The sequence below is a fragment of the Leuconostoc sp. JNUCC 76 genome (genome assembly GCF_053667755.1).
In genome coordinates, this window is the sequence record NZ_CM132206.1 from 1128668 (window position 1) to 1148797 (window position 20130).

22 protein-coding genes are annotated in these 20130 nt (G+C 35.5%); 20 read left to right on the forward strand and 2 right to left on the reverse strand.

The features are described 5' to 3' along the window. Positions 1-32 precede the first annotated feature (32 nt). The 9 genes from JNUCC76_RS05650 to JNUCC76_RS05690 all read left to right on the forward strand — a co-directional run bounded on the left by JNUCC76_RS05650 (position 33) and on the right by JNUCC76_RS05690 (position 8537). Positions 33-2186: a KxYKxGKxW signal peptide domain-containing protein gene (locus tag JNUCC76_RS05650; RefSeq protein WP_454153292.1), complete on the forward strand. Its 2154-nt coding sequence runs from the start codon at positions 33-35 to the stop codon at positions 2184-2186. A gap of 83 nt (positions 2187-2269) precedes the next feature. Beyond that, positions 2270-4015, forward strand: a complete 1746-nt coding sequence (locus JNUCC76_RS05655; protein WP_454153294.1) for a GH32 C-terminal domain-containing protein — start codon at positions 2270-2272, stop codon at positions 4013-4015. A gap of 21 nt (positions 4016-4036) precedes the next feature. Next, complete coding sequence (locus tag JNUCC76_RS05660) at positions 4037-4771, forward strand: SH3-like domain-containing protein (RefSeq protein WP_454153296.1); 735 nt, start codon at positions 4037-4039, stop codon at positions 4769-4771. A gap of 21 nt (positions 4772-4792) precedes the next feature. Then, positions 4793-5635 carry a serine-rich aggregation substance UasX gene (gene uasX, locus JNUCC76_RS05665; RefSeq protein ID WP_454153298.1) on the forward strand — a complete coding sequence of 281 codons (843 nt, stop codon included), beginning with the start codon at positions 4793-4795 and terminating at the stop codon, positions 5633-5635. A gap of 35 nt (positions 5636-5670) precedes the next feature. Next, on the forward strand, positions 5671-6618 hold the full coding sequence (locus tag JNUCC76_RS05670; RefSeq protein ID WP_454153300.1) for a conjugal transfer protein: 948 nt from the start codon (positions 5671-5673) through the stop codon (positions 6616-6618). A 14-nt stretch (positions 6619-6632) separates the two neighbouring features. Beyond that, positions 6633-6860: a TcpD family membrane protein gene (locus JNUCC76_RS05675; RefSeq protein WP_454153302.1), complete on the forward strand. Its 228-nt coding sequence runs from the start codon at positions 6633-6635 to the stop codon at positions 6858-6860. Between the two features lies 1 nt (position 6861). After that, positions 6862-7230, forward strand: a complete 369-nt coding sequence (locus JNUCC76_RS05680; RefSeq protein ID WP_454153304.1) for a hypothetical protein — start codon at positions 6862-6864, stop codon at positions 7228-7230. A gap of 274 nt (positions 7231-7504) precedes the next feature. Continuing rightward, positions 7505-7984: a GNAT family N-acetyltransferase gene (locus tag JNUCC76_RS05685; RefSeq protein WP_454153306.1), complete on the forward strand. Its 480-nt coding sequence runs from the start codon at positions 7505-7507 to the stop codon at positions 7982-7984. A gap of 25 nt (positions 7985-8009) precedes the next feature. Beyond that, complete coding sequence (locus JNUCC76_RS05690) at positions 8010-8537, forward strand: alanyl-tRNA synthetase (RefSeq protein WP_454153308.1); 528 nt, start codon at positions 8010-8012, stop codon at positions 8535-8537. 136 nt (positions 8538-8673) lie between these two features. Here the strand turns inward: JNUCC76_RS05690 and JNUCC76_RS05695 are convergent, their stop codons facing one another. Continuing rightward, a complete protein-coding gene (locus tag JNUCC76_RS05695) occupies positions 8674-9162 on the reverse strand; it encodes a MepB family protein (protein ID WP_454153310.1) in 489 nt (162 codons plus the stop codon). Positions 9163-9290: 128 nt separating this feature from the next. Here JNUCC76_RS05695 and JNUCC76_RS05700 point away from each other — a divergent pair, with 128 nt between their 5' ends. The 10 genes from JNUCC76_RS05700 (at position 9291) to JNUCC76_RS05745 (ending at position 18990) form a co-directional block, all read left to right on the forward strand. Beyond that, positions 9291-11255 carry a CD3337/EF1877 family mobilome membrane protein gene (locus tag JNUCC76_RS05700; RefSeq protein WP_454153312.1) on the forward strand — a complete coding sequence of 655 codons (1965 nt, stop codon included), beginning with the start codon at positions 9291-9293 and terminating at the stop codon, positions 11253-11255. Beyond that, a complete protein-coding gene (locus tag JNUCC76_RS05705; RefSeq protein ID WP_454153314.1) occupies positions 11255-12427 on the forward strand; it encodes a phage tail tip lysozyme in 1173 nt (390 codons plus the stop codon). The genes JNUCC76_RS05700 and JNUCC76_RS05705 overlap by 1 nt, the downstream gene beginning before the upstream one ends. A gap of 15 nt (positions 12428-12442) precedes the next feature. Continuing rightward, positions 12443-12967, forward strand: a complete 525-nt coding sequence (locus JNUCC76_RS05710) for a hypothetical protein (protein WP_454153316.1) — start codon at positions 12443-12445, stop codon at positions 12965-12967. After that, positions 12957-13526, forward strand: a complete 570-nt coding sequence (locus JNUCC76_RS05715) for a hypothetical protein (RefSeq protein WP_454153318.1) — start codon at positions 12957-12959, stop codon at positions 13524-13526. Before JNUCC76_RS05710 ends, JNUCC76_RS05715 begins: the two co-directional genes overlap by 11 nt. A gap of 134 nt (positions 13527-13660) precedes the next feature. Beyond that, complete coding sequence (locus JNUCC76_RS05720; protein ID WP_454153320.1) at positions 13661-14290, forward strand: hypothetical protein; 630 nt, start codon at positions 13661-13663, stop codon at positions 14288-14290. 320 nt (positions 14291-14610) lie between these two features. Beyond that, a complete protein-coding gene (locus tag JNUCC76_RS05725; RefSeq protein WP_454153322.1) occupies positions 14611-15069 on the forward strand; it encodes a thioredoxin domain-containing protein in 459 nt (152 codons plus the stop codon). Between the two features lie 31 nt (positions 15070-15100). Continuing rightward, entirely contained in the window at positions 15101-17599 is a 2499-nt protein-coding gene (locus JNUCC76_RS05730; protein WP_454153324.1) for an ATP-binding protein, read from the forward strand. 13 nt (positions 17600-17612) lie between these two features. Next, complete coding sequence (locus JNUCC76_RS05735) at positions 17613-17939, forward strand: hypothetical protein (protein ID WP_454153326.1); 327 nt, start codon at positions 17613-17615, stop codon at positions 17937-17939. 431 nt (positions 17940-18370) lie between these two features. Then, a complete protein-coding gene (locus JNUCC76_RS05740; RefSeq protein ID WP_454153328.1) occupies positions 18371-18733 on the forward strand; it encodes a hypothetical protein in 363 nt (120 codons plus the stop codon). Then, a complete protein-coding gene (locus tag JNUCC76_RS05745) occupies positions 18733-18990 on the forward strand; it encodes a hypothetical protein (RefSeq protein WP_454156528.1) in 258 nt (85 codons plus the stop codon). The genes JNUCC76_RS05740 and JNUCC76_RS05745 overlap by 1 nt, the downstream gene beginning before the upstream one ends. Before the next feature lie 75 nt (positions 18991-19065). On the opposite strand, the gene JNUCC76_RS05750 is transcribed toward JNUCC76_RS05745, so the two are convergent. Next, the gene (locus JNUCC76_RS05750; protein ID WP_454153330.1) at positions 19066-19506 is read right to left on the reverse strand and encodes a hypothetical protein; all 441 of its coding nucleotides are present in this window, start codon (positions 19504-19506) and stop codon (positions 19066-19068) included. Between the two features lie 120 nt (positions 19507-19626). On the opposite strand from JNUCC76_RS05750, the gene JNUCC76_RS05755 reads away from it, so the two are divergent. Further along, positions 19627-20127, forward strand: a complete 501-nt coding sequence (locus JNUCC76_RS05755; RefSeq protein WP_454153332.1) for a PASTA domain-containing protein — start codon at positions 19627-19629, stop codon at positions 20125-20127. Positions 20128-20130: the final 3 nt, after the last annotated feature.

Consider the following 20130-nt stretch of genomic DNA (forward strand, 5'->3'; position numbering starts at 1 on the left):
TACTTAATAAGTAGCTTTTTTTATTGGTAATTATGGAAAATTCAAAAACGTACAAGTTGTACAAATCAGGTAAGTTGTGGGTGGTTGGAGCCGTTGCAGTTGCTGGCGTTGCTGTGAGTGCTAATGCCACAAGTGTAAATGCTGATACTGTTTCAAATGCTGATGCACAAGCTGTTAAAACCACTGATGCCACGCAAAATGACAAGCAAGTTCAATTAACTGCTTCATCAACTGATACAGGTACGGACAAGGCGACAATTGATGATGCCACTAAATCTGCGACTGTTTCATCAACTGCTGAAAAAAGCACTGTGCCAACAACTGCTGGTTCAAGTGTGACACAAGACCAAGCAAAAGATGTGGTCGATAAGGCACAAGATACAGTCAAGAGTGATGCAGACACCGCTTCAAAAGCTGGTGTTGATCTGACGACTGGTAAGACAACTGATGTCACAGTTACTGATGACAACGCTTCATCAAAAACAGATGAAGTGCTATCTGACTTGAATAAGCAAGACCAAGCCGTTAAAGATGCCACGGCAAAACAACAGGCAAATGATGAAGCCTATGATAAGGCAACTACTGAAAAAAAAGATGCCACTAAGCAAGGTCAAGCTGATTTAGATAATGCAGCATCAGACCTTGATAAGCAAGTTGATACTAGTGAAAAGGCTGGTACCAAAGTCAACGTCGAAGTGGCACAATCTTCACCTGAATATAAGGACTTGTCTGGGCTAGAGGGTCAAGATTTGTTAGATGCAATGGCTTATAACATTAACTTGTATAAGCAAGCAATCGCAGACGGTTTGACAAGTGAAAAAGCTGATACTGAAACATTGGCTAAGTTGACGGCTGAATACCAACAAAAGCAAGCTGATTACGCCAAAGCTAATACAGACCGTGATGAAGCGGTTGAAAAGGGGCAATCTGACTTGAACAATGCGACATCAGACCTTGATAAGCAAGTTGAAGCAAGCAAAAATGCAGGGCTTGATGTGAGTGTTGCAGTTTCAAAAGTTTCGCCAAAGTACAAAAACTTGACTGGCTCAGAGGGGCAATATTTATTAGATGCAATGGCTTATAACCTTGATTTGTACAACAAAGCAGTCGCTAGTGGTGTGGCAAGTGAAAAAGCTGACCAAGCAACACTCGTTAAATTAACCGCTGAATACCAAAAGCAAGTCGCTGATTATGAAGCACAAAAGACATCAGTTGATCAGGCAAATGCTGATAAAAAAGCAACCTATGAAAAAGCGCTTGAAGACTATATGAATGGGACTAATCAAACTACAAGCATGACTGCTCAAACGCAAACTGATGCCTCATCTGGTCAATATCAAACCTTTATGAATGCCACTGTTGATCGAAAAACAGGTGAGTTTACGCTGGAACATGATATGAACGACGGTGTGCATATCATTGGTCATGGTGTTTTGAAAGGTAAAGTCAATTGGAAGATTGTTTCAAATGGTGACGGCACAGAAACCGTGACGATTTCATCAATTGAATTGTATTCATATACGCATACCAATGCTTATCAGAACCAAGCGGTTAACCAAAATATCAACTTCCACATTTATGACAATGACGGCAATGAACTATTTTCGGTTTACCATGACGGCAATACAACATTCTCAAAAACACTCAATAAGACTGCTCAAATTAACAAGACTTTCAAAATCTCACCAAATGAGACTAGTCCTTTAACACAGGTATTGGTGGTTGATGATAACTGGATCTGGAATACGCATGGTCAAATTTCAACACAAATTAAGAATACTAACGTAGCACCAAAGGCACAAACTTATGAGCGAGACCCAGTGAAGCCTACGGCACCAAAAGCAACAGTACATCATGTACAAGTTGTGGTACCTGATAAAGGTCAAGAATCTGCTGTACCAGTTGCCAATGTTAAAAAGGTAACCGTAGCGGACATGCCAAACGCTGATAAGTCACAACCGCAAAAGGTAGATGTGCATTATTACAACATTAAAAAGACACCGAAAGTTGAAAAGACTGCAACGACTGCAACACCCGAAACACCCGAAATACCAAAGGTAGTGGAAACGGCAAGTATTTTGCCAACAACACACGCTAATGAAAATCAGGGTGGCTTTTGGTTAAGTGTATTAGCTAGTCTTGGTTTGGCTTTTGGCATTTCTAAAAAAGGTAAAATCCAAAACTAACCAAAAAATTGATCACGTGACGTTATCACAGAATATAACCAAATGGGGTGTGAAGCCCCAAAAAAAATCGGAGAGAATAAAATATGACAACTCACTTACCACTAAAAAGCACAGCGATTTTAGCTCTAATGGCGGGTACTGCCATGATGACAGCAACACAAGTAAATGCCGATACATCAAGCACCTTGACGTCGACCGAGCACGTGCAAAAAGACCACTTGAACGTTGAACAAGGTTGGGGAAATGATGTCCAAAACATTGTTTGGAATAGTACAGGACAATATTACGATATTTATTTCTTACATTCAGTAGATGGTGGCGACAATCCATTTGGCGAGCAAGGTCAAGATTGGTACCATACGACTACCAAAGATTTTGTTCATTATACAAAACAAAACACTGCCATTTCATCCTTTGGACCTAATTCCCAGTACACGTGGAAATCAGCTTGGACTGGTTCAGTGGTGACGAACCAAGGCAATATTGCTGGTGTCCCCAAAGGTGCCAAAGTTGCGTATTTCTCTGGCTTAGAAAAAAATGATGGTGGTTCTCAAAATATTTGGGCAGCTTGGTCGTCTGATAACGGAAAAACTTTTAGTCATGTGTTGAATAATGCCAACCCAATTTTAGACCATTCATGGGACTATACTTCTGCTAATCATGCAGATTTGCGTGACTCCAGTGTGTTCTATAAAGATGGTGAAATGTATATGTACACTTCTGAGGGTCAAGAAATTGGCGTGTATAAGTCTAAAGACGGTTTGAAGTGGGAAAAAGCTGATAAAGACGGTGAGTCAAAAGTCAAGCCAGCAACCTTTTTTGCGGGGCATTCTTGGACTGGCAATGAACCCATTGAATGTCCTGCGCTACGCACGATGAAAATGGCTAATGGTAAGACAAAACAAGTCTTATTCTTTGGGGCTAAAGATGCTAGTCAAGGTGAAACCACTGGTACTTATTATGTCGTCGGTCATTTAGATAAGAATGGTCTGTTTGTCAATGAAACCAATGCGAAACGTGTGGATCAAGGTAGTGATTTTTATGGCGCTAACGTAAGTGGTAGTGATGATATTAATCAAGTGAATTCTTCTTTGAATGCATTAGGTTGGGTTGGTAATTGGAACACGACTGGTTCAGGTATTCATTCCGACCAAAACGGAGAGTCTACCTTAGCTAAACGATTGGGCGTTTATTCATCTGTACGAAAGCTTGTATTGAATAATGACTTAACGCTTAATCAGACAACTGGCTTTGGAGAAGACTTCTTTAAATCACGTACTTTCTATAAAGCCACAACCACTAGTCCAGTCAATGCCAACAATAAACAGGCGACAAATGGACAAGATACGAACGGTACTATTTATAATTTGTATGACAAAGCAAACGAAGACGCCAATCAAGTTTATAAATTAACTTTTAACCAGAAAGCTAAGCAGTATAAAGGACGTATTTATATAGACATTTGGCAAGGTAAAGATTATATCAAGTTTAATTATGACCCAACGACAGGCTACTATAACGTTAAGGGTTACTCATCTGAATTAGATAACAACAATTCAGGACAAGGAACTTCAAACTATTATAAAAATGGTCTGCTTGGCAATGGAAGTGGTTACATGAACCAATCAGGATATCTGAATACAGGCGCTGTGAATTTGAAAGTTGTTACGGATAAGAGTTCTGTTGAAATCTTCTTCCCTAACGGTCAATCATATACTGTAGCTCGTTATGCGACATCAGATAAACAGGACTTCAAGATTTACACAGAAGACCCAGATATCAACCAAGATGCCAACACAGTTAACATTTCAAAGACTGTGGTAAAGTAAAAAAAGATAGGAAGTTTAAAAATGAATATTACTGCAATGAAAAAAATTGTTTTAGTTCCTTTAACTATGGGGGTTTTAGCAACCTGTGGTTTGGTTACTCAAAGTTTGGTCGCTAATCAGACCGTATCAGCTTCGACAGTGACTTCAACCAATAATATTGATTTGGTTGTTGACCAAACTGGACGTAATGACGGTTTATGGACGAAACCTTATGGGCAAGCTGGTGCCGAATATTTAGGCAGTATGCAACAGTATAACGGACAAACAATTACTGCTAACCAGATTGGAACTACTGTTAAGCAACGTGATACGACTTGGCGACAAGTCACCATTAACGGACAAACTGGTTATGTTAATGCCAATGCGTTTCAAGATGTAAAAAAAGGCGCTGTAATTGATACTGATGCTTCAAAATATCAAGTGACGTTTAACATTAATCGTGGGACAATTTGGACGAAACCTTATGGTGTTAGCGGTGCGGAGTATGTGGGACAAAACAATGGTGATACTAAAACCTATAATGTCGATAAAATTGCGAAAGTAGTTTATCGGGGTGGCGTGACACAGTGGGTACATTTGCAAGGGTATGGTTGGGTAGACCGTAATTGCACTAGAACACAAATTAATATGTCCGAAGTGAATGCCACATTGTATGGTCGTTATGGTATTTTACCTAGAGAATTCAATGTATTCAACGTGTACGGCAACCAGTTAAATAATGCGGTTACGAGCAACGCAGATGAATTATATTATTAAAAAAAGATAGGATCTTATCAAATGATAAAGAAACAAATTTTAATTGCTGGTACAGTATTGGGTACCTTATCTATGGGGCAACAAATTGCACACGCTGATACCACTGGTAATACTAACGGTGCAACAATCAGTAGTGTTTCAAGTAATATTGATGATGGTACCAATGTAAATAATGGTTCATCATCAGATAGTAGTGAAGATAATAATAGTTCATCATCATCATCTAATACAGATGAAAGCCAATCCAACTCAAAGAGTTCAGAAGATAGTCATACATCTTCTGATACTGACAATGGTAGTTCAAGTTCAACAACGCCAGATGACGGCACGAATATTGATAACGGTAGTTCATCAAATGATACTGATAACAGCGGTTCATCATCAAGCAGTACTGATAAAAATAATGTTTCATCGAATAGCACAAGTGAAAATAGCAGTTCTGCATCAAACAACACAGGTGACAGCGCTACTTCATCATCAAATAGTAGTCAAAATACCGTACCATTAACACCAACAACACCTGATACGAACGATCAAGGCGAAGTTAATCATGTACAACCAGTAGAAGTACAAGCTGATAACACTGGTAATGTAGTTGATGTACCGACACAAGTAGCTAATGTGACTAGTGTTGCACGTGCCGTACAAGACTATAACAAAGCTTTAGATGAAAATGATAAAGATAATACTAAAGCACCAGTTGTTGAAGCGAAGAAAAATCTTGATGAAGCAATTACAAAAGCTTTGCCTTTAACTGGTGTCACTAAGAAATCTAGTTTTGGTGGTAGTGGTATTTTAGCTTTAGCAATGTCTGGTTTGGTTGCTTTGGGCGGTTTGATTTACAAGCGTAAGCATCATCTATAATGATGTGATGTAAAAATATCGAAAGGGGGTGCGAAATGCGTGGTCTCCCAAAACTCAAAGTTAATTTTGAGTATGAAAAGAAACAAAAAGATAAAGAGGTAAAAATTCCAAAAGCACATGTTTATAATTTGAGCAAAGTACGTAAGATTGTGGTTGCTTTATTGATTGTATTAGTGTTTTATTTTGCCTACGTTTTAGTCCTAGCTAATGGTGTAGCGATTAAAAACCGTGAATTAAGGCATAACATTACTAATCTTACAACCAGACTTGATAAAGCCAGTGCTGGGACAACCAGTTATAACCCAATTGTGGGGCAATACTTGGCAAACTTTGTGACTGCTTATTATACGTTTGATAAGACCAAAAGTGATGCTTGGTTAGATAAGGTTACACCTTATTTCGCTAAAAATGTCACCTTATCATCATCGACCAATACCGAAGATATGAAGCTGTTACAAGCTAAATTGAACGGTATTTTTACGGTGGATAGTATCAAAACAGCACAATATTATCTCACGATTGATAATAACGGCAAGCAAAACGCTATGACTGTCAATGTCCCCTATACACAAGATAATGATAAGTTGACTGTGATTGGGTTACCTTATGTGGCTAATGATATTGATAGTGTTGGTCAAGTTGGTAAAGCCAGATTTGATAAGACTGGTAAAACAATCATTGATAAAGCAATCACGGCAAAGGTTCAAAAGTTTACCAAACAATTCGTGCAAAAATATGTCTCTAGTTCAACTAAAGATATGTCGTTGTTCATGAATAACCCTGTGGGCTTAGATAATGTCGTTGATTTGGTTAGCCTTGATGATAGCGATATTAAGGTGACTGGTTCGGCAGAAAAACCAATTGTCACAACCAAAATCACAGTTAAAGTACATGGTTCAGATATTACTCAGGCGCAGATAATTTACTTAGAACTTAAAAAACAAAATTCTACGTACTTTATCACAAAGTTTTTACAGGCTTAGAAAGGGGTATCAGATTGGACTTTTATAATTCAATTAAACCTTTATTGTTAGTTGGTACGGTTGTTATTGCTGGTGGACGTGCGTTGATGCATTATGGCAAAAATGAATCTAAAGACATGTGGATGTCAATATTTATTGGTGCTTTAGTTTATTTCTTCGTCAATGGACCAGCAAACAGTTTGCAGGCGTTTAGTGGTATCTTGAATGCTTTGCTAAATTGGGTTAAGGGTATTGGTGGTTAGCATGTTTAATTATCGACGAGTTTATATCAATTCAGCGAAGTTTAGCAAAATTGGTAAGGGCATGCGTTTACCTATTATGGTTGACACAAGATTTCTATATTTATTTTCAATCACGTTAATCATCACAGCATTCATTAGTTATGTCTTAGGTTGGTTTCACATGCAGTATCTTAGTTTAGGGTTCGGGTTAATCATAGTAAGTGAAGTAGCTGTTTACTATTTAGACCGTCAACTCAAAAGAGATAATCTACCATTTGAAACAACGATTAGATATTTAGTCACTTATGTTTGGCAGTTTTGGTTTTGGAAAAATCAATTGTATCAGGGAAAGCGTGTTAATAGTAATTCAAAGCAGTACATGATACTGTAAGTAAAAAATTTTAAAGAGCATGGTTAAACATGCTTTTATTAAGGCATCGTCAATCAAACGATAGGGCAAGTTGGGGCAGTCCCAACAGATGCGAATGAAAATATAAAGTGTTAACATATGAGGTGTGATAAAATAAATTGAGAAAATTGTCAAACTCAACACACGATTAATAGTATCCAATTCAAACGGCAATTATTCATTTCAAATAATTAACTAACAAAACTATTTAGTTTTAACAAATATCGTTTATTATATATTGTACGGGAGAAAAAACATGAAGGTTCATTTGAAAGAGATAAACGAAACAGAAGAAACAATCATTCAACATTTATACCAATTTTATCAGTATGAATTTAGCAAGTATGTGCCAACTATAACTGTAAATTCACAAGCTAAATTTAAAAGCGCAGATATGGAAAAGTATTGGTCAAACGATAAGTACCATGCCTTTTTAATTTTAGCCGATGATAAAATAGCTGGTTTTGCTATGGTTAGAGAAGAAGAGCACAGTTCTCCTAATTTTATCGAGCAATTCTTTGTACTGCAATATTTTTCAGGGAAAGGGGTCGGTAAAGCGGCAGCCAAACAAATTTTTTCAAAATTTTCTGGAAAATGGCAAGTTCTACAAATAAAGAATAATTATCCTGCTCAGGCTTTTTGGCGTACTGTTATAACTGATTTTACCAATAACCATTTTGAAGAAAGATATGATCCGTCAGATGACAGAAGTTCTATACAAGAATTTCAAAGTTAACCTATTGAATTAAGAGGTAACTATTATGTCAGAAAATAAAGCAAGCAACAAGAACAAAAAAATACTTTATGCTATCATTGCCATTTTAGCTGTTTTAGTCATTGCATTAGGCAGTTACGCTTATAAACTTTCACACCGAAGTACAACAACAATTGTAACTGCGCCTACCAAATCTGTTAGTTCAGAAAAAGCATCATCAAGTACCAAAAAATATGTTGCTGGTAAAGATTACAAAATTACTTATAGTAACACGAATTTGATTGATAGGTCTACTTTAGATAAGGCTTTGAAAAATAGTACTGGTGCGGATATATCTTATATGATGGATACGTCCGAAGATTGTGGCGACATGGCAAAAGTTGAAGTTTACTACAACAAAGACAAGAATTTGTTAGTTGAGCGATTGTTCAAAAACGGTTATAAGGGTGACGAAGAGACAACTAGGGTTGTATATGATATAACTCAAGGAAAGATACCGGACAATGGTGCAGATTCAAATGTTTATTACCAACCGTCATGGTTAGTCTATACATGGGAAAAATTAACTAAATAAGTTTCAGCAAAACATTTACAAAACTTGTAAGTGTTTTTTGTTTCACTAAAAATCGATATTATTTAGATAAGCTTACAAATAACAAACTGTTTTCAATAAAAATATGGTAATCGGACAATACATTTGAGAATAAGTTTCATCGTTGATTCAAAAGTAAACTAATTTTTTGACTATACTTTTTTAGAGATAAATCAACAAAGTAAGGGGTTTGCCAGGATTGTGTTTTAACAGCTGTATTATTTAAATCGTTTTCCCAGCTTGGATATACCCTAAACGCCATTTTACCCTTAATCTTGCCACTATTTAGAATTTTGTGCTTTATTAGAATAGACTTGGGAAAGATGAATATCCCGATTTTTGCTTGGTCTATAATGCTAATCATCAATAAATCTGGGCTATTTTCATCATCAAAAGGTTTATTTTGATTCGATCTATCTTTTTCCCATGCCACCACAAAATATCCTTTTTTTGTTGGTGTTTTTTTTGCTAAACGACTGCGCACGCTATGATCACTAAACGACAAAACTAGTCCCTCATAATCACTGTTTTGTTTTTCTTCATGCACTTTGGATATTACAAGATTGTTCTGGTTTGCTATTCTTTCTAATACTTCTAAAGATTTCATCGGAACTCCATACATCAACTTTTATTTCATTTATTGTATCACACGGTCAATCACTTATGCGTCAACTTAAACAAACGAGACACTTACATCCATGTGAGTGTTTTTATCGTACTCAGAGAGGAAAATCAATGAAAAAATCAATCTTACTATTACTCGTCATGGTGTCAATGTTTAGTTCACTGGTAGTTAGTAGCTTTATGATTGCGCCACAACATGTTTATGCGTTAACTTATGATTCTAAAGAAATAAAAGAAGCCAAACGTGAGTCCGATAAGGAAGCATTGGCAAAAGATAAGGCAGACGGAAAGACAGTTGATGAGGGGACAACTCAACCCACACACACCGAAAAAACAATTAAAGACAAACTAAAATATAATGATATTGATTGGATAAATAAAAATATTTCTAAAAATTTCACGGTTTATTATCAATCAGGCTCGTTGACAGATTTAGGGTTAAGTTCAGCTCATTTAGTCGCTAGTTTGTTCATGTCACTTAATTTATATATTATCTATCCATTGTTCGATACCGCTTTATCAAAAATGTTTGATTTAACCAATATCACGCAAGGGATCAATGATATTTTCTCAAACGTCCAACAGTTTACCAAACAAACATGGGCTGGGGAAATCTTTAAGCAATTATTGTATACCGCTTTCGGTTTGGGGCTTGTCTGGGTGTTTATTCAAAATGTCAAAAGTGGTGCTGGTTTGAAAAGTATTTTATCAGTTTTGTTAGTAGCTATTATCGGTAGTGCTTGGATAAGTGCTGGTGGTACAGTCTTGACGAAAGTTAATGAATTCACGTCAACCGCTCAAACGGCTATGTTTACTGAAACAAATAGTCAAACACAGCAGTATACAGGCGTTAATACATTTGAAAAGTCGATAAGAAAAACTTTTTTTGAAAAAGCGGTTATTCGTCCCTATACATTGGCGAACTTTGAAACAACAAATTTAGTTGCAAGTGAAAAAGACGGCTCGTATCGTTTAATTGGGGGTAAAGCTGATAGTGATGTGATTGATGCCTTAGCGAAATCAAATGATTATCTTTCTAGGGACGGTGGCGAAGAATGGTATCAAGCATCTGTGGGTCTCATGGCACCGATTATGTCGCTAGCTTATGGTGTACCATTGCTCATGATTGGTGTATTTAATTTGATATTGCAACTAGGTGCAATTTTGCTTTACTATTTGTCTCCATTTACAGTTTTACTTTCTCTGCTACCACGCTTTTCAAACAGTGCTTTAAAAACTGGTTTGTCTGCATTAGGGTTGCTATTCGCAAAAGTCGGACTGTTATTTGGCATCATGTTTGTTTCGTGGGTTGGCACAGTTACAGATACGATTGTACCAGTCACAGGCAGTGCCAGTGCTTTACTTAATTCAATTGTCTATATTGTTTTAATGGTCTTACTTTGGAAAAATAAATCATTCTTAGTCCAAACGGTCACTGGTTCATCAATGGCAAATCAAGCCTTGAACAAGATTCAACTCACACAGGCGGGACAACGTGCGATGCAAGCAAGTAGTGAGATGTTCAATTCGTCTAAACATGGGCTTGAAAATATCAAAGGCTTTAGTGGTCGTCATGCTAAAGACAAATCAGAAGACAAGTCAAAAAATAAAGATGAAGGCGATAATGAAAACCGTGATAGACGTGGTAATGCGCCTGATGAGCAAGAAATGCGTGAATTAGAAGAACAACGTAGACAAGAGCGTGCACAACGATTGGGTGATGAAGATTACACTGATAGGTATGGTCATGGCGATGATGATGAATTACCAACTTATAAACGCACACCTTATCTCATACGTGACAAAGCCACAGAAGATAATCATGGAAACGGTTCTAATGAGCCTGAAAGGTCGTTTAATCGTAGTCGGGTGTCAGATAACGAAAGCAGTGAAAAATTGACTGAAAAGAGACGTGAAACACGCTCACAAGTTTTGAAAAGCAGTGCTAAACCAGCTAAGCCAAAATCAATACCAGTAGATGATGATAAATTGCAACATCGAAATTTTGATGAAGCCGTTCATCATCAAAAACAAATTACACAAGATGAGGAAAAAGAATTAGATAAGGAGTTGTGATGCAAAAACAATTAGTGTCTCATTTCAAACATAAAATTGTGCTTTTTCTAGCGCCTTATTTCACTTTTTTGTTAGTGCTATTACTTATCGTAATGGCACTTTTTTATCAGGATAATAACAATGACTGTCAAAGTACAGATATCACAGTAACTGTCACAACCATTGCTGATAAAGAAACGATTGCCAAATCAATTCATGATAATTTGAAAAAAATATCAGGCGTGACTGAAGCTGGTATTGCTGGTTATTTAGGTAATACTGAAAATGAAAGTGGTTTTAATGGCAGCATCGTCCAATCAAATGCCACATTCAATGAAAGTACCGCTATGAATGCTAGTATCAGTGGTTATGCTTTGGGTCTTAATCAATGGGACAATTCAAGACGTGTCGAGTTGTTGAATTATGCGAAATCACAAAATAAGAAATGGTCTGATACTGGGTTGCAGTTAGATTTTGCTTTAAATCATGACGGCACAAATTCTGACTTGTTAAAGCAAGGTCTGAAAATGACCGACGTTGATGATGCCACTGAATTTTTAAGAGCAAAGTGGGAACGTGGTGGTGCAGGGACAACATCAAAAAGGCAATCTTATGCTCGTGCTTGGTATGGTAAGTTGTCTAATGGCTCATCAAACACTGCTGTTGATACTGCAACAACTGGTACTGAAACCACTCAAAATACTGATAACACAACTAACAATTCAAGTGGTTGTTCTACTAATGTTGCGCAAAGTATGGGAACGAGTGGCGCGCCAGTTAAAGAAATTCCTAGTGCTTATAAAAGTAAAATCAAAGATACTAATTTCACAGCCACTTCATCATCAAACACTTATCCATTCGGACAATGTACTTGGTACACTTATAATCGTATGCAAGAATTAGGCACACCAGTTGAAAATGGTTTAGGTAATGGTGCTGATTGGAGTAAGAACGCTAAAGCCAAAGGGTACAAAACTGATAGTCAGCCACATGTGGGTTGGGCGGTTAGTTTCTCACAAGGTGCAGACGGTGCCGACCCGACTTACGGACACGTTGCCGTAGTTGAAGCGATCAGTGATGACAAAACAAATTTCTTAGTTAGTGAATGTAATGTTGTGGCATCTGGGACTGGAACGGTTAGTTTTAGAGAATTAACAGCAGGTCAAGGTGTAACCTTTATTCAAGGTAAATAAACGAAAGGAGATAGTATGAAAAATAGTCGTTTAATCATATTTGCTAGTTTAGTGATGGCTGGAATTTTACTAGTCCAATTCAATCAGATGCCTAATTTAGATAAACAGCTAGTACAAGCTAAAGCTGATTTAAAACAGGAAAAAGAAAATCAGGTTAGAACACAAACAATTGTATCTAGTCCTCAATCACAACAATTAGCAGTTAGTGACAGCACTAATCAAGTGACTAACTTTGTTAAGACATTTAGTAATCAGCCTACTTCAACTTATCCTGACAGCTTGAAAGGGTTAGCATCTCAAAAAGTGATTAACGAACTCACTCAAACTTTTGCGCCTAGTGTGACGTTTAGTGACAAGGCGCATTATGATGTACCACTTGTAGGGCTGAAAAATGCTTGGGGTTCTGATTTAGAGTATTTAGTCATTGCTAAAAGTGATGCACAAAGCGTGGCTTACACAATTACTTATGATACTGATGAAAAGCAAGTGACTGATATGTCACGACTAACCTTGAAAGGGGCATTCGATAATGAAAAATAAGGTTTTACTTAGCATTATGGGTTTGCTTTTGGTTGGTCTTGGCATCACAATGTCAATCACAAATCATAAACGGTCACAGATAGCAGAAGTTAGAAAGGAAGTGTCACAAGTGACTAAAACACAAAAGCATGTCACGACACAAATTGATAACTTACAAACGACCTACAATGCAAACGATACGACAGCTAAAAGCAAGCTACTACAATTTGCAAAAGCCTATTATACATTTAGTAGTCAATCAGATTATGATAAGCGATTTAGTAAGGTGTCTGATATTCTGTCACTATCTAATGACCAAAAAAATCAATTATTCGATAGTGGACTAGATGCCACAGGCGGTTCACGAATTGATAATCTTGGTTTAACTAGTCAATACCAAACAGCCACAGGTTACACGAGTGATTTAGATAACCAAGCAATTGAAAGTCTAGCGACTGTCGTTGTCAAAATCAGTGGCACAGGGCAAAAAGCAATCAATCAAACCGTGCTATTACATGGCTGGTTTGATATTAAAACTCAAAAATTTACGTCAATTAAAATAAACAATACACATTACTAGGCTAGTGTTTTGAAATTTAAATTACATGGCTGTATTTGAATGAGATACTTTAAAATGTATTATAAACGTTTGGCAATGTATGTAGCTAAATTATCATTAGGAATGTTATACTGTTTCTCAAGGGAGAGCGTATAATGACATTTACACCAAAATTAAAAGCATATATTCAAAAACATAATAATCCTATAAATATAAGTGCAATAATAAAAGCCATCATCTATTTCATAGTTCTATTTTATGGTGCGCATTGGGGCATTACGGTATTATTCTCAAACAACTCTTTTATTGATTTCGCGATTGGTCTGACTAATATTGCCATTTTTTCGGCCTTAGGAATTATGCTTGTGTATGTTTTGAAAAATAATTCAAAAATAACAAATAAAAATTTTGATCGGATGGAAAAAGGTGAATTTAGATTTGATGAAATAGAAAATTGGACTGGCCTAAGCCTTACGACTAACATGGCGAAAACTATTGTTAGTTTTAAAGCAAGTGAGGCCTTTACTTCCAAACAGGATCCTTCCAATACCGCTTTCCAAACAAAATTTGAGAAACAAGATGTCATCTTATCAATTCAAGTAAATGATAATTTGTCATTTCAAGATGTAGCTGACAAAGTAGAAAAAACTTTTGGAACTACACCTACATTGGTTAAGCACCACAGCGCAACAACAAGTCACATGTATGAAATTACAATACACTTAGGCGATGTTGAATGGATACAAGACCAAGATATTATTGAATATGAACTTTTGGAATCATAGACTGTCACATTATTTGTAGGGAAGGTGTGGACAAAATTTATAAAAATGAAATGAAATGAAATCAAATTAATATAGTTGGCTTTAATATTTTCATTTTATATTAAGTAGTCACTATAAACTCAATGAGATTTGATGCCAAGTAATTAAAAAATTTTTGGGAATATTTTTTATCAAATGTAAAAACTTCTGCGAGAATATAATGAATATGAACTTCCTTGATATACAACTCACGGAAGTTTTTTATTGAAAAAATAGAAAGTCTAGTTAATCAGAAAGCTATTAAAGATAATAAGTGACGTAAAAAAGGAGAGTAACCAACCATGAAGCAATACATTAAAAATATTACTGATACTAAGAAAGGGACAAAAAAGCAATTACCCAAACCAATTACAATTATTATCATTAAAGTATTACCAGTCATTGTATTATTAGTGGCTGGTTTTTTCTTTATTCCATACGCATCAATGAATTTTCAAAATAACGATGTTAAGGGACTAAATACAAAAGCAGAAGCCGTGATGTTTTACAATTCAACTTGTTCACATTGTCAAAAGGTTTATCCTAGAATTTTTTGGCACAATATTTTGAACTTTAACAACGATGACAAGCAAATTCAAACAATCAATGTACAAAACCCTAATAACAAACATTACATTAGCGATTTTGCTATTCAAGAAACACCAACGTTTATGAAGCCAAACAACCCAGACATGAAATTAGTCTCAATTAATGTGAAACAGATTAACAATTTTGCAGAGACCAGGGCAAGTGATCAATGACAAATAATAAAAGAAAGGTGGTATTTAATTTATGGCAAAAAAAGCAACGGTCAAATATGAAAACCCTGTTGTGCAGTATCGAGATAATCTATTGTTGACTACGATTGGCGATGTGTGGGCTTACTACAAGATTAAGCCTTTTCAAATCAATGTCGCCAATGTTGAAGATAAACGCAAATACAAAAATAGTTTTATTGATGTGTTTGAACGTTTACAAAAATATGATGATGTTGATTTAAAACTCATTCCTAAAGATATGGATTTAGTTGGTCGTATTCAAGGCACGAGTGATGATTGGGCTGATGATTTGCGAGAAGTTGCCGAGTATTATATCGGTCAAGAAGAAGTCAATTTATTAGAGAGTGAGTTCAACCCAGCCATTATTGATGAATTTTATATCGGGGTTAAGCTCAAAAATATCAACGTTGGTGATGACTTAAAAGACAAGGTTAGTTTTGTAACTGATTTAGTGATGAAGCGCATTGCCGAGACATTTAGGTATCAGGTCAAATTTGATGATAGTTTCTTTGAACGTTTTAATACCATGAATGAAGATGTGTTGAGCATCTTGAAATCAATTGATGCCGAGAAAATGGACGAAGATAGATTAGTCGCCATGCTTGGTTTGCCTTATCATCACGAAAAAGAAAAGTCACTTATGGCGATGCGTGATACGGTCTTTGATTTATCGAAAACAGGCTTTATTAAACGAATTACAGATGAAAAAGAAGATTACTTCACGCATCTCATTTTGAATATGCCAGACAAGATGCAATTTTTGTCTGTATTACCAGAAATACAATCCTATAAATTTCCAGTAGAAGTGCATATCAAAATCAATTTTCCACAAAGAGACGGTTGGCGTGGTTTGAAACAACAAACCAAATCATCAAAAGGCAAGTATCGTGATGAATTGCGTGATGCCTTTAACACTGATGAAGATAGTTCAAAACGTAGTGAGTTGAATTACAAATTGGCGAAGAATTTGGTCAATGTCCTTGATGATAAAAATGGGTTTCTACAATGGGCAGTTATTTTAGTAGTTCGAGATGAGAACGTTAAAGAATTGAAGAAAAAGGTCAATAAACTTAAAACACGTTTAAAGACTTTTGAGCGTGATATTGAGTTGTATCAACCTAGCTTCAATCAAGAACAATTATTGTATCAAACATTGCCAGCAGTTAATTTGGGGGTCTTCAAACAATGGCGACAATACACAACTGTACCAGCACTAGCGGAGTTGATGTTTGGTACTAGTCAAGCGTTAGGTTCACATACTGGTTTCTATGTTGGGCGTGTTTTGAGCCTAGATAAGTTTGAGACTATCCAACAAGCCGTGGCATCTTCCAGACTATTATTACTACTTAATTTAGTGATTACCAACAAAGGTATAAGGGGTGCTAAAACAGATAGTCCCCACCTTGCATTATCAGGCGATACCGGACAAGGAAAGTCATTTTTGTTTAAATTATTGTTGCTTCACATGGCAATGTTTAACGTCAAGATTTTATATATTGATCCTAAGCAAGAAATTCATAGGTGGTTTATGCGAGCATTAGAAACCGAGAAAAACCCTTACTTCCGTAAGTTGATTGAGTCGTTTCATTTTGTCACTTTAAATGCCAATGATAGAAATAACTTAGGGGTGCTTGACCCAATTTTAACTTTGAATGAGCAAAGTACCGAAGATGATATACCTGATGTCTTGACTTTGGTTAAAGAGATGTTAGTACAAATCAGACCAATTTCACAAGATATTCAATTAGAGACAGCGCTTAATCGTTCCATTAGTAAAGTTTGTGCGATGCGTATTCAAGGCGAAAAGGTCGGAACTTTAACAGTTTTTGATGAATTAGCTAAAGGTTCACAGGCTGAAAAAGATTTGTCAGATTTCTATCAAAGTATTGTCCCAAAGACGATGTTGCGCTTAGCCTTTAGTGACGGTTCAACGGATAGTCTGCAGTTTAATGACCAACGTACAATCTTAGAAGTTACTGGTTTGCAATTGCCAAATGCTAAACAAGATAGCCGTACTTATACTGAAACACAAAAGTATTCAATGGCTTTGATGTTGGCACTTGGTAAGTATCTTGAAAAGTTTGGTCGAGCCAACCCAGATGAGTTTAGTTTAGAAATGATTGATGAAGCTTGGATATTTACGACTTCACAGGCTGGTAAGAATGTGTTTGATAGCATCAAGCGACTAGGGCGTTCTGAAAACAACGCTGTTTTCTACGCCACACAGCGTGTGAAAGATAGTGATGATGAAGAAAGTATCGGACAGTATGGTCAGTTGTTTGCCTTTGATAGTTCTGATGACCGTGAAAACATTTTAAAACAGTTTAATTTGCCAGTGACCAAAGCAAATATGGAAATGTTAGCTAACCTGAAAAAGGGACAATGTTTGTTTAGAGATATTTATGGGCGGGTTGGTAAGGTGGTTATTCATTCACTTTTTGATGAATGGACGGCAGCCTTAAAGACAGTTAACTCAAACGAGAGTGCCAAGTTAGAAGAAAAGTATGCTTAGAAAGTAGGACAGTATGGGAAACTTTATTTTGTTTTTAATTTTTGGTTTTGGCATTGCCTTTTTGTATGTACGACACAATCGAGATTTTGAAGCGTTAGATGATTTCGGTAAGGAAATCTATAAAACTAAAGACTTAGCCTTTACGATTCCAGAGGCTAGTGATTTATCAAAAGATATTCAAGACAAAACTGGTGTGATTACCAGTAACACAGTAACCGCTTTTGATAAAAAGCAACTTACTTTGAAGATTGAAGCTAGTTATTATACGATTACAGTTATTTTGGATAAAAAGCGAGATGTGGTTCGTTTTGATATGATGAATAGACGTAAAAACAACTAACTCAAATATAGATAATTAAAATGATAAAAATTATTGTGATGATAAATCTAATAATATGGTGTTTGATGTGAAATGCATGGTTTTGTAATCCATTAAAAATTGCGGTTACGATAAAAACCAGTAGCCCGATAATTGAAATTGTTTTAAAGTATTCATTTCCAAGGAAGTTTGAAAGAAAAATGGCAATGCCACTAATTATGTTGACAGTGTTACTTAATCTATTTTTTGAATTGATTTCCTTTATAGAAGCAAAAACCATTAGTAAAGCATATAATATTACGATTAATTTTACGATTATTGAAAATAGCATGATATATTTCTCTTCTCTTTTTTTAAACACAATATAAATGCTATCACAAAATAGATTGTATTATAAGTATTTAATTAAAATATAAGTTAATGATGAGAAAACGTATAGAAAAGAGACAATTATGTTGCAAGTTAATTTTACAATGGCAGATTTACAAACCACGATGCTTGGTTATTCCGAGGGTATGCTTGTAAACGAAGATGTTTTACGTAAAGCCAATCGTGCTTATAAGGTATTTCATGATAAGTATTTAGCAATCAAAGACCAAATTAAAGATTTTGATGAAACAAGATATGCTTTTATTTATCATGATATGTCGTTAGAGTATTTTGCTAAACAGGCAAAGTTAATGGTTAGAGCTGGTAATTATAATAGCTTAGATATTTTTGGTAATTACCTTGAATATATTGATAGTTATAATGAGCTATCGGCATTGATTAGAAATGATTATGCGCCTGTTAAAAGTGATGAAAAAGGGGTTTAATCATGAGTGAATTTAAGAAGTATCATATGACCCGAAAAAATGTGTTGTTGTTAGCTCAAGCGATTATCAATGTTCATGAGAAAATTGCTTGGCAAGATTATGCTACTGATAGTCCATATCCCGACCAACATAGTCTGACTTTGAATGAAATTAAGAGTAGTCCTGAAAAGTTGGAACGCTTTAGAAATGAGTTTACACATCAAATGTATGACAATGTTATCAATCATGAAATGCAGAGATTGGAGCATGATATTTAACTAATAGCTAATAAACAGAAAGTTCATCAATGACAAAAAATAACAACCACAAATTTATGGTGTTATTTTGCATATCTATTTTATAATCGACAATTCCATGTTCAAGACTTGTATTTCATCACTTTTAGCACGGCTATTGTTGACGCCTATTTTAACTACTAGATCGTATCTAATATTCAAAACCAAGGGTTTTCGAGATTGAATCGTATAGCCTAGCAGGTAAACATGTGGACTTTTTAATTTTTCAACATACAAACTGTCATCCTCAAAATTGCTCCAGTCAAAGTTCTGGTTTTTGTCCGTTTCTTTTTTCAAAGCATTTCTAGCCAATGTAAACATTTCTTTTTTCTGTTGATCGCCTGATAATTTATTTATCTTATCAGATAATATGATGTGGTTTGTAGATGAATTATAATATGGAATTTTATGTAAATTGTCAGAAACGATGATACCGATTATTCCCGCTACAACTATTAATATTCCAATAAAACTGATGGTGAAAACTCTTTTGCGCATTTTATTCTCCTTATAGTTCATGAAAGCCAATTCTTTCACCATAGCCCATGTTTTTTTTGAACAGTTTCTGTAAGGCTTAATGTATAATTAAAACAATTGGATTGAATAGGAGAAATAAAAATGGGAAAAGCAAAATTGTTTGGTACGATTGGGAAAATGGCACTTGGAGCAGTAGCACCAGATGTATTGGAGCAAGGAACTAAAATCGTTAATGATCAATTAGAGAAAAGGAAAGACTACCTTAAAATACCCGATGTAAAATTATTAGATGTTGAAAAAGCAACAGCGGTAATAGATAAGTATAATTTTAATCATTCTGAAGTACCGGTGAAGGCAGATTTACATTATGCTGATGCATTACCAAATTCTATTGTAAAAATGGAACCAAAAGGAAATACCTCTGTGGCTCCAAACACCTTTGTGAAATTGTACTACATCGATGAACAAACACTTATTGATAGTCAACTTTTGGCTCAAGAAGAAGAAAGTAAAAAAGCGTTAAAAAAACAAAGGACGCAAGAACAAATTCACAATGTTTTAGAAACTACTTCAAATGTATCTGCTAATATTGGTAACAAATTACATTTCAAAAAAGGAAAAAAGGATGACGATAAAGCATAATAA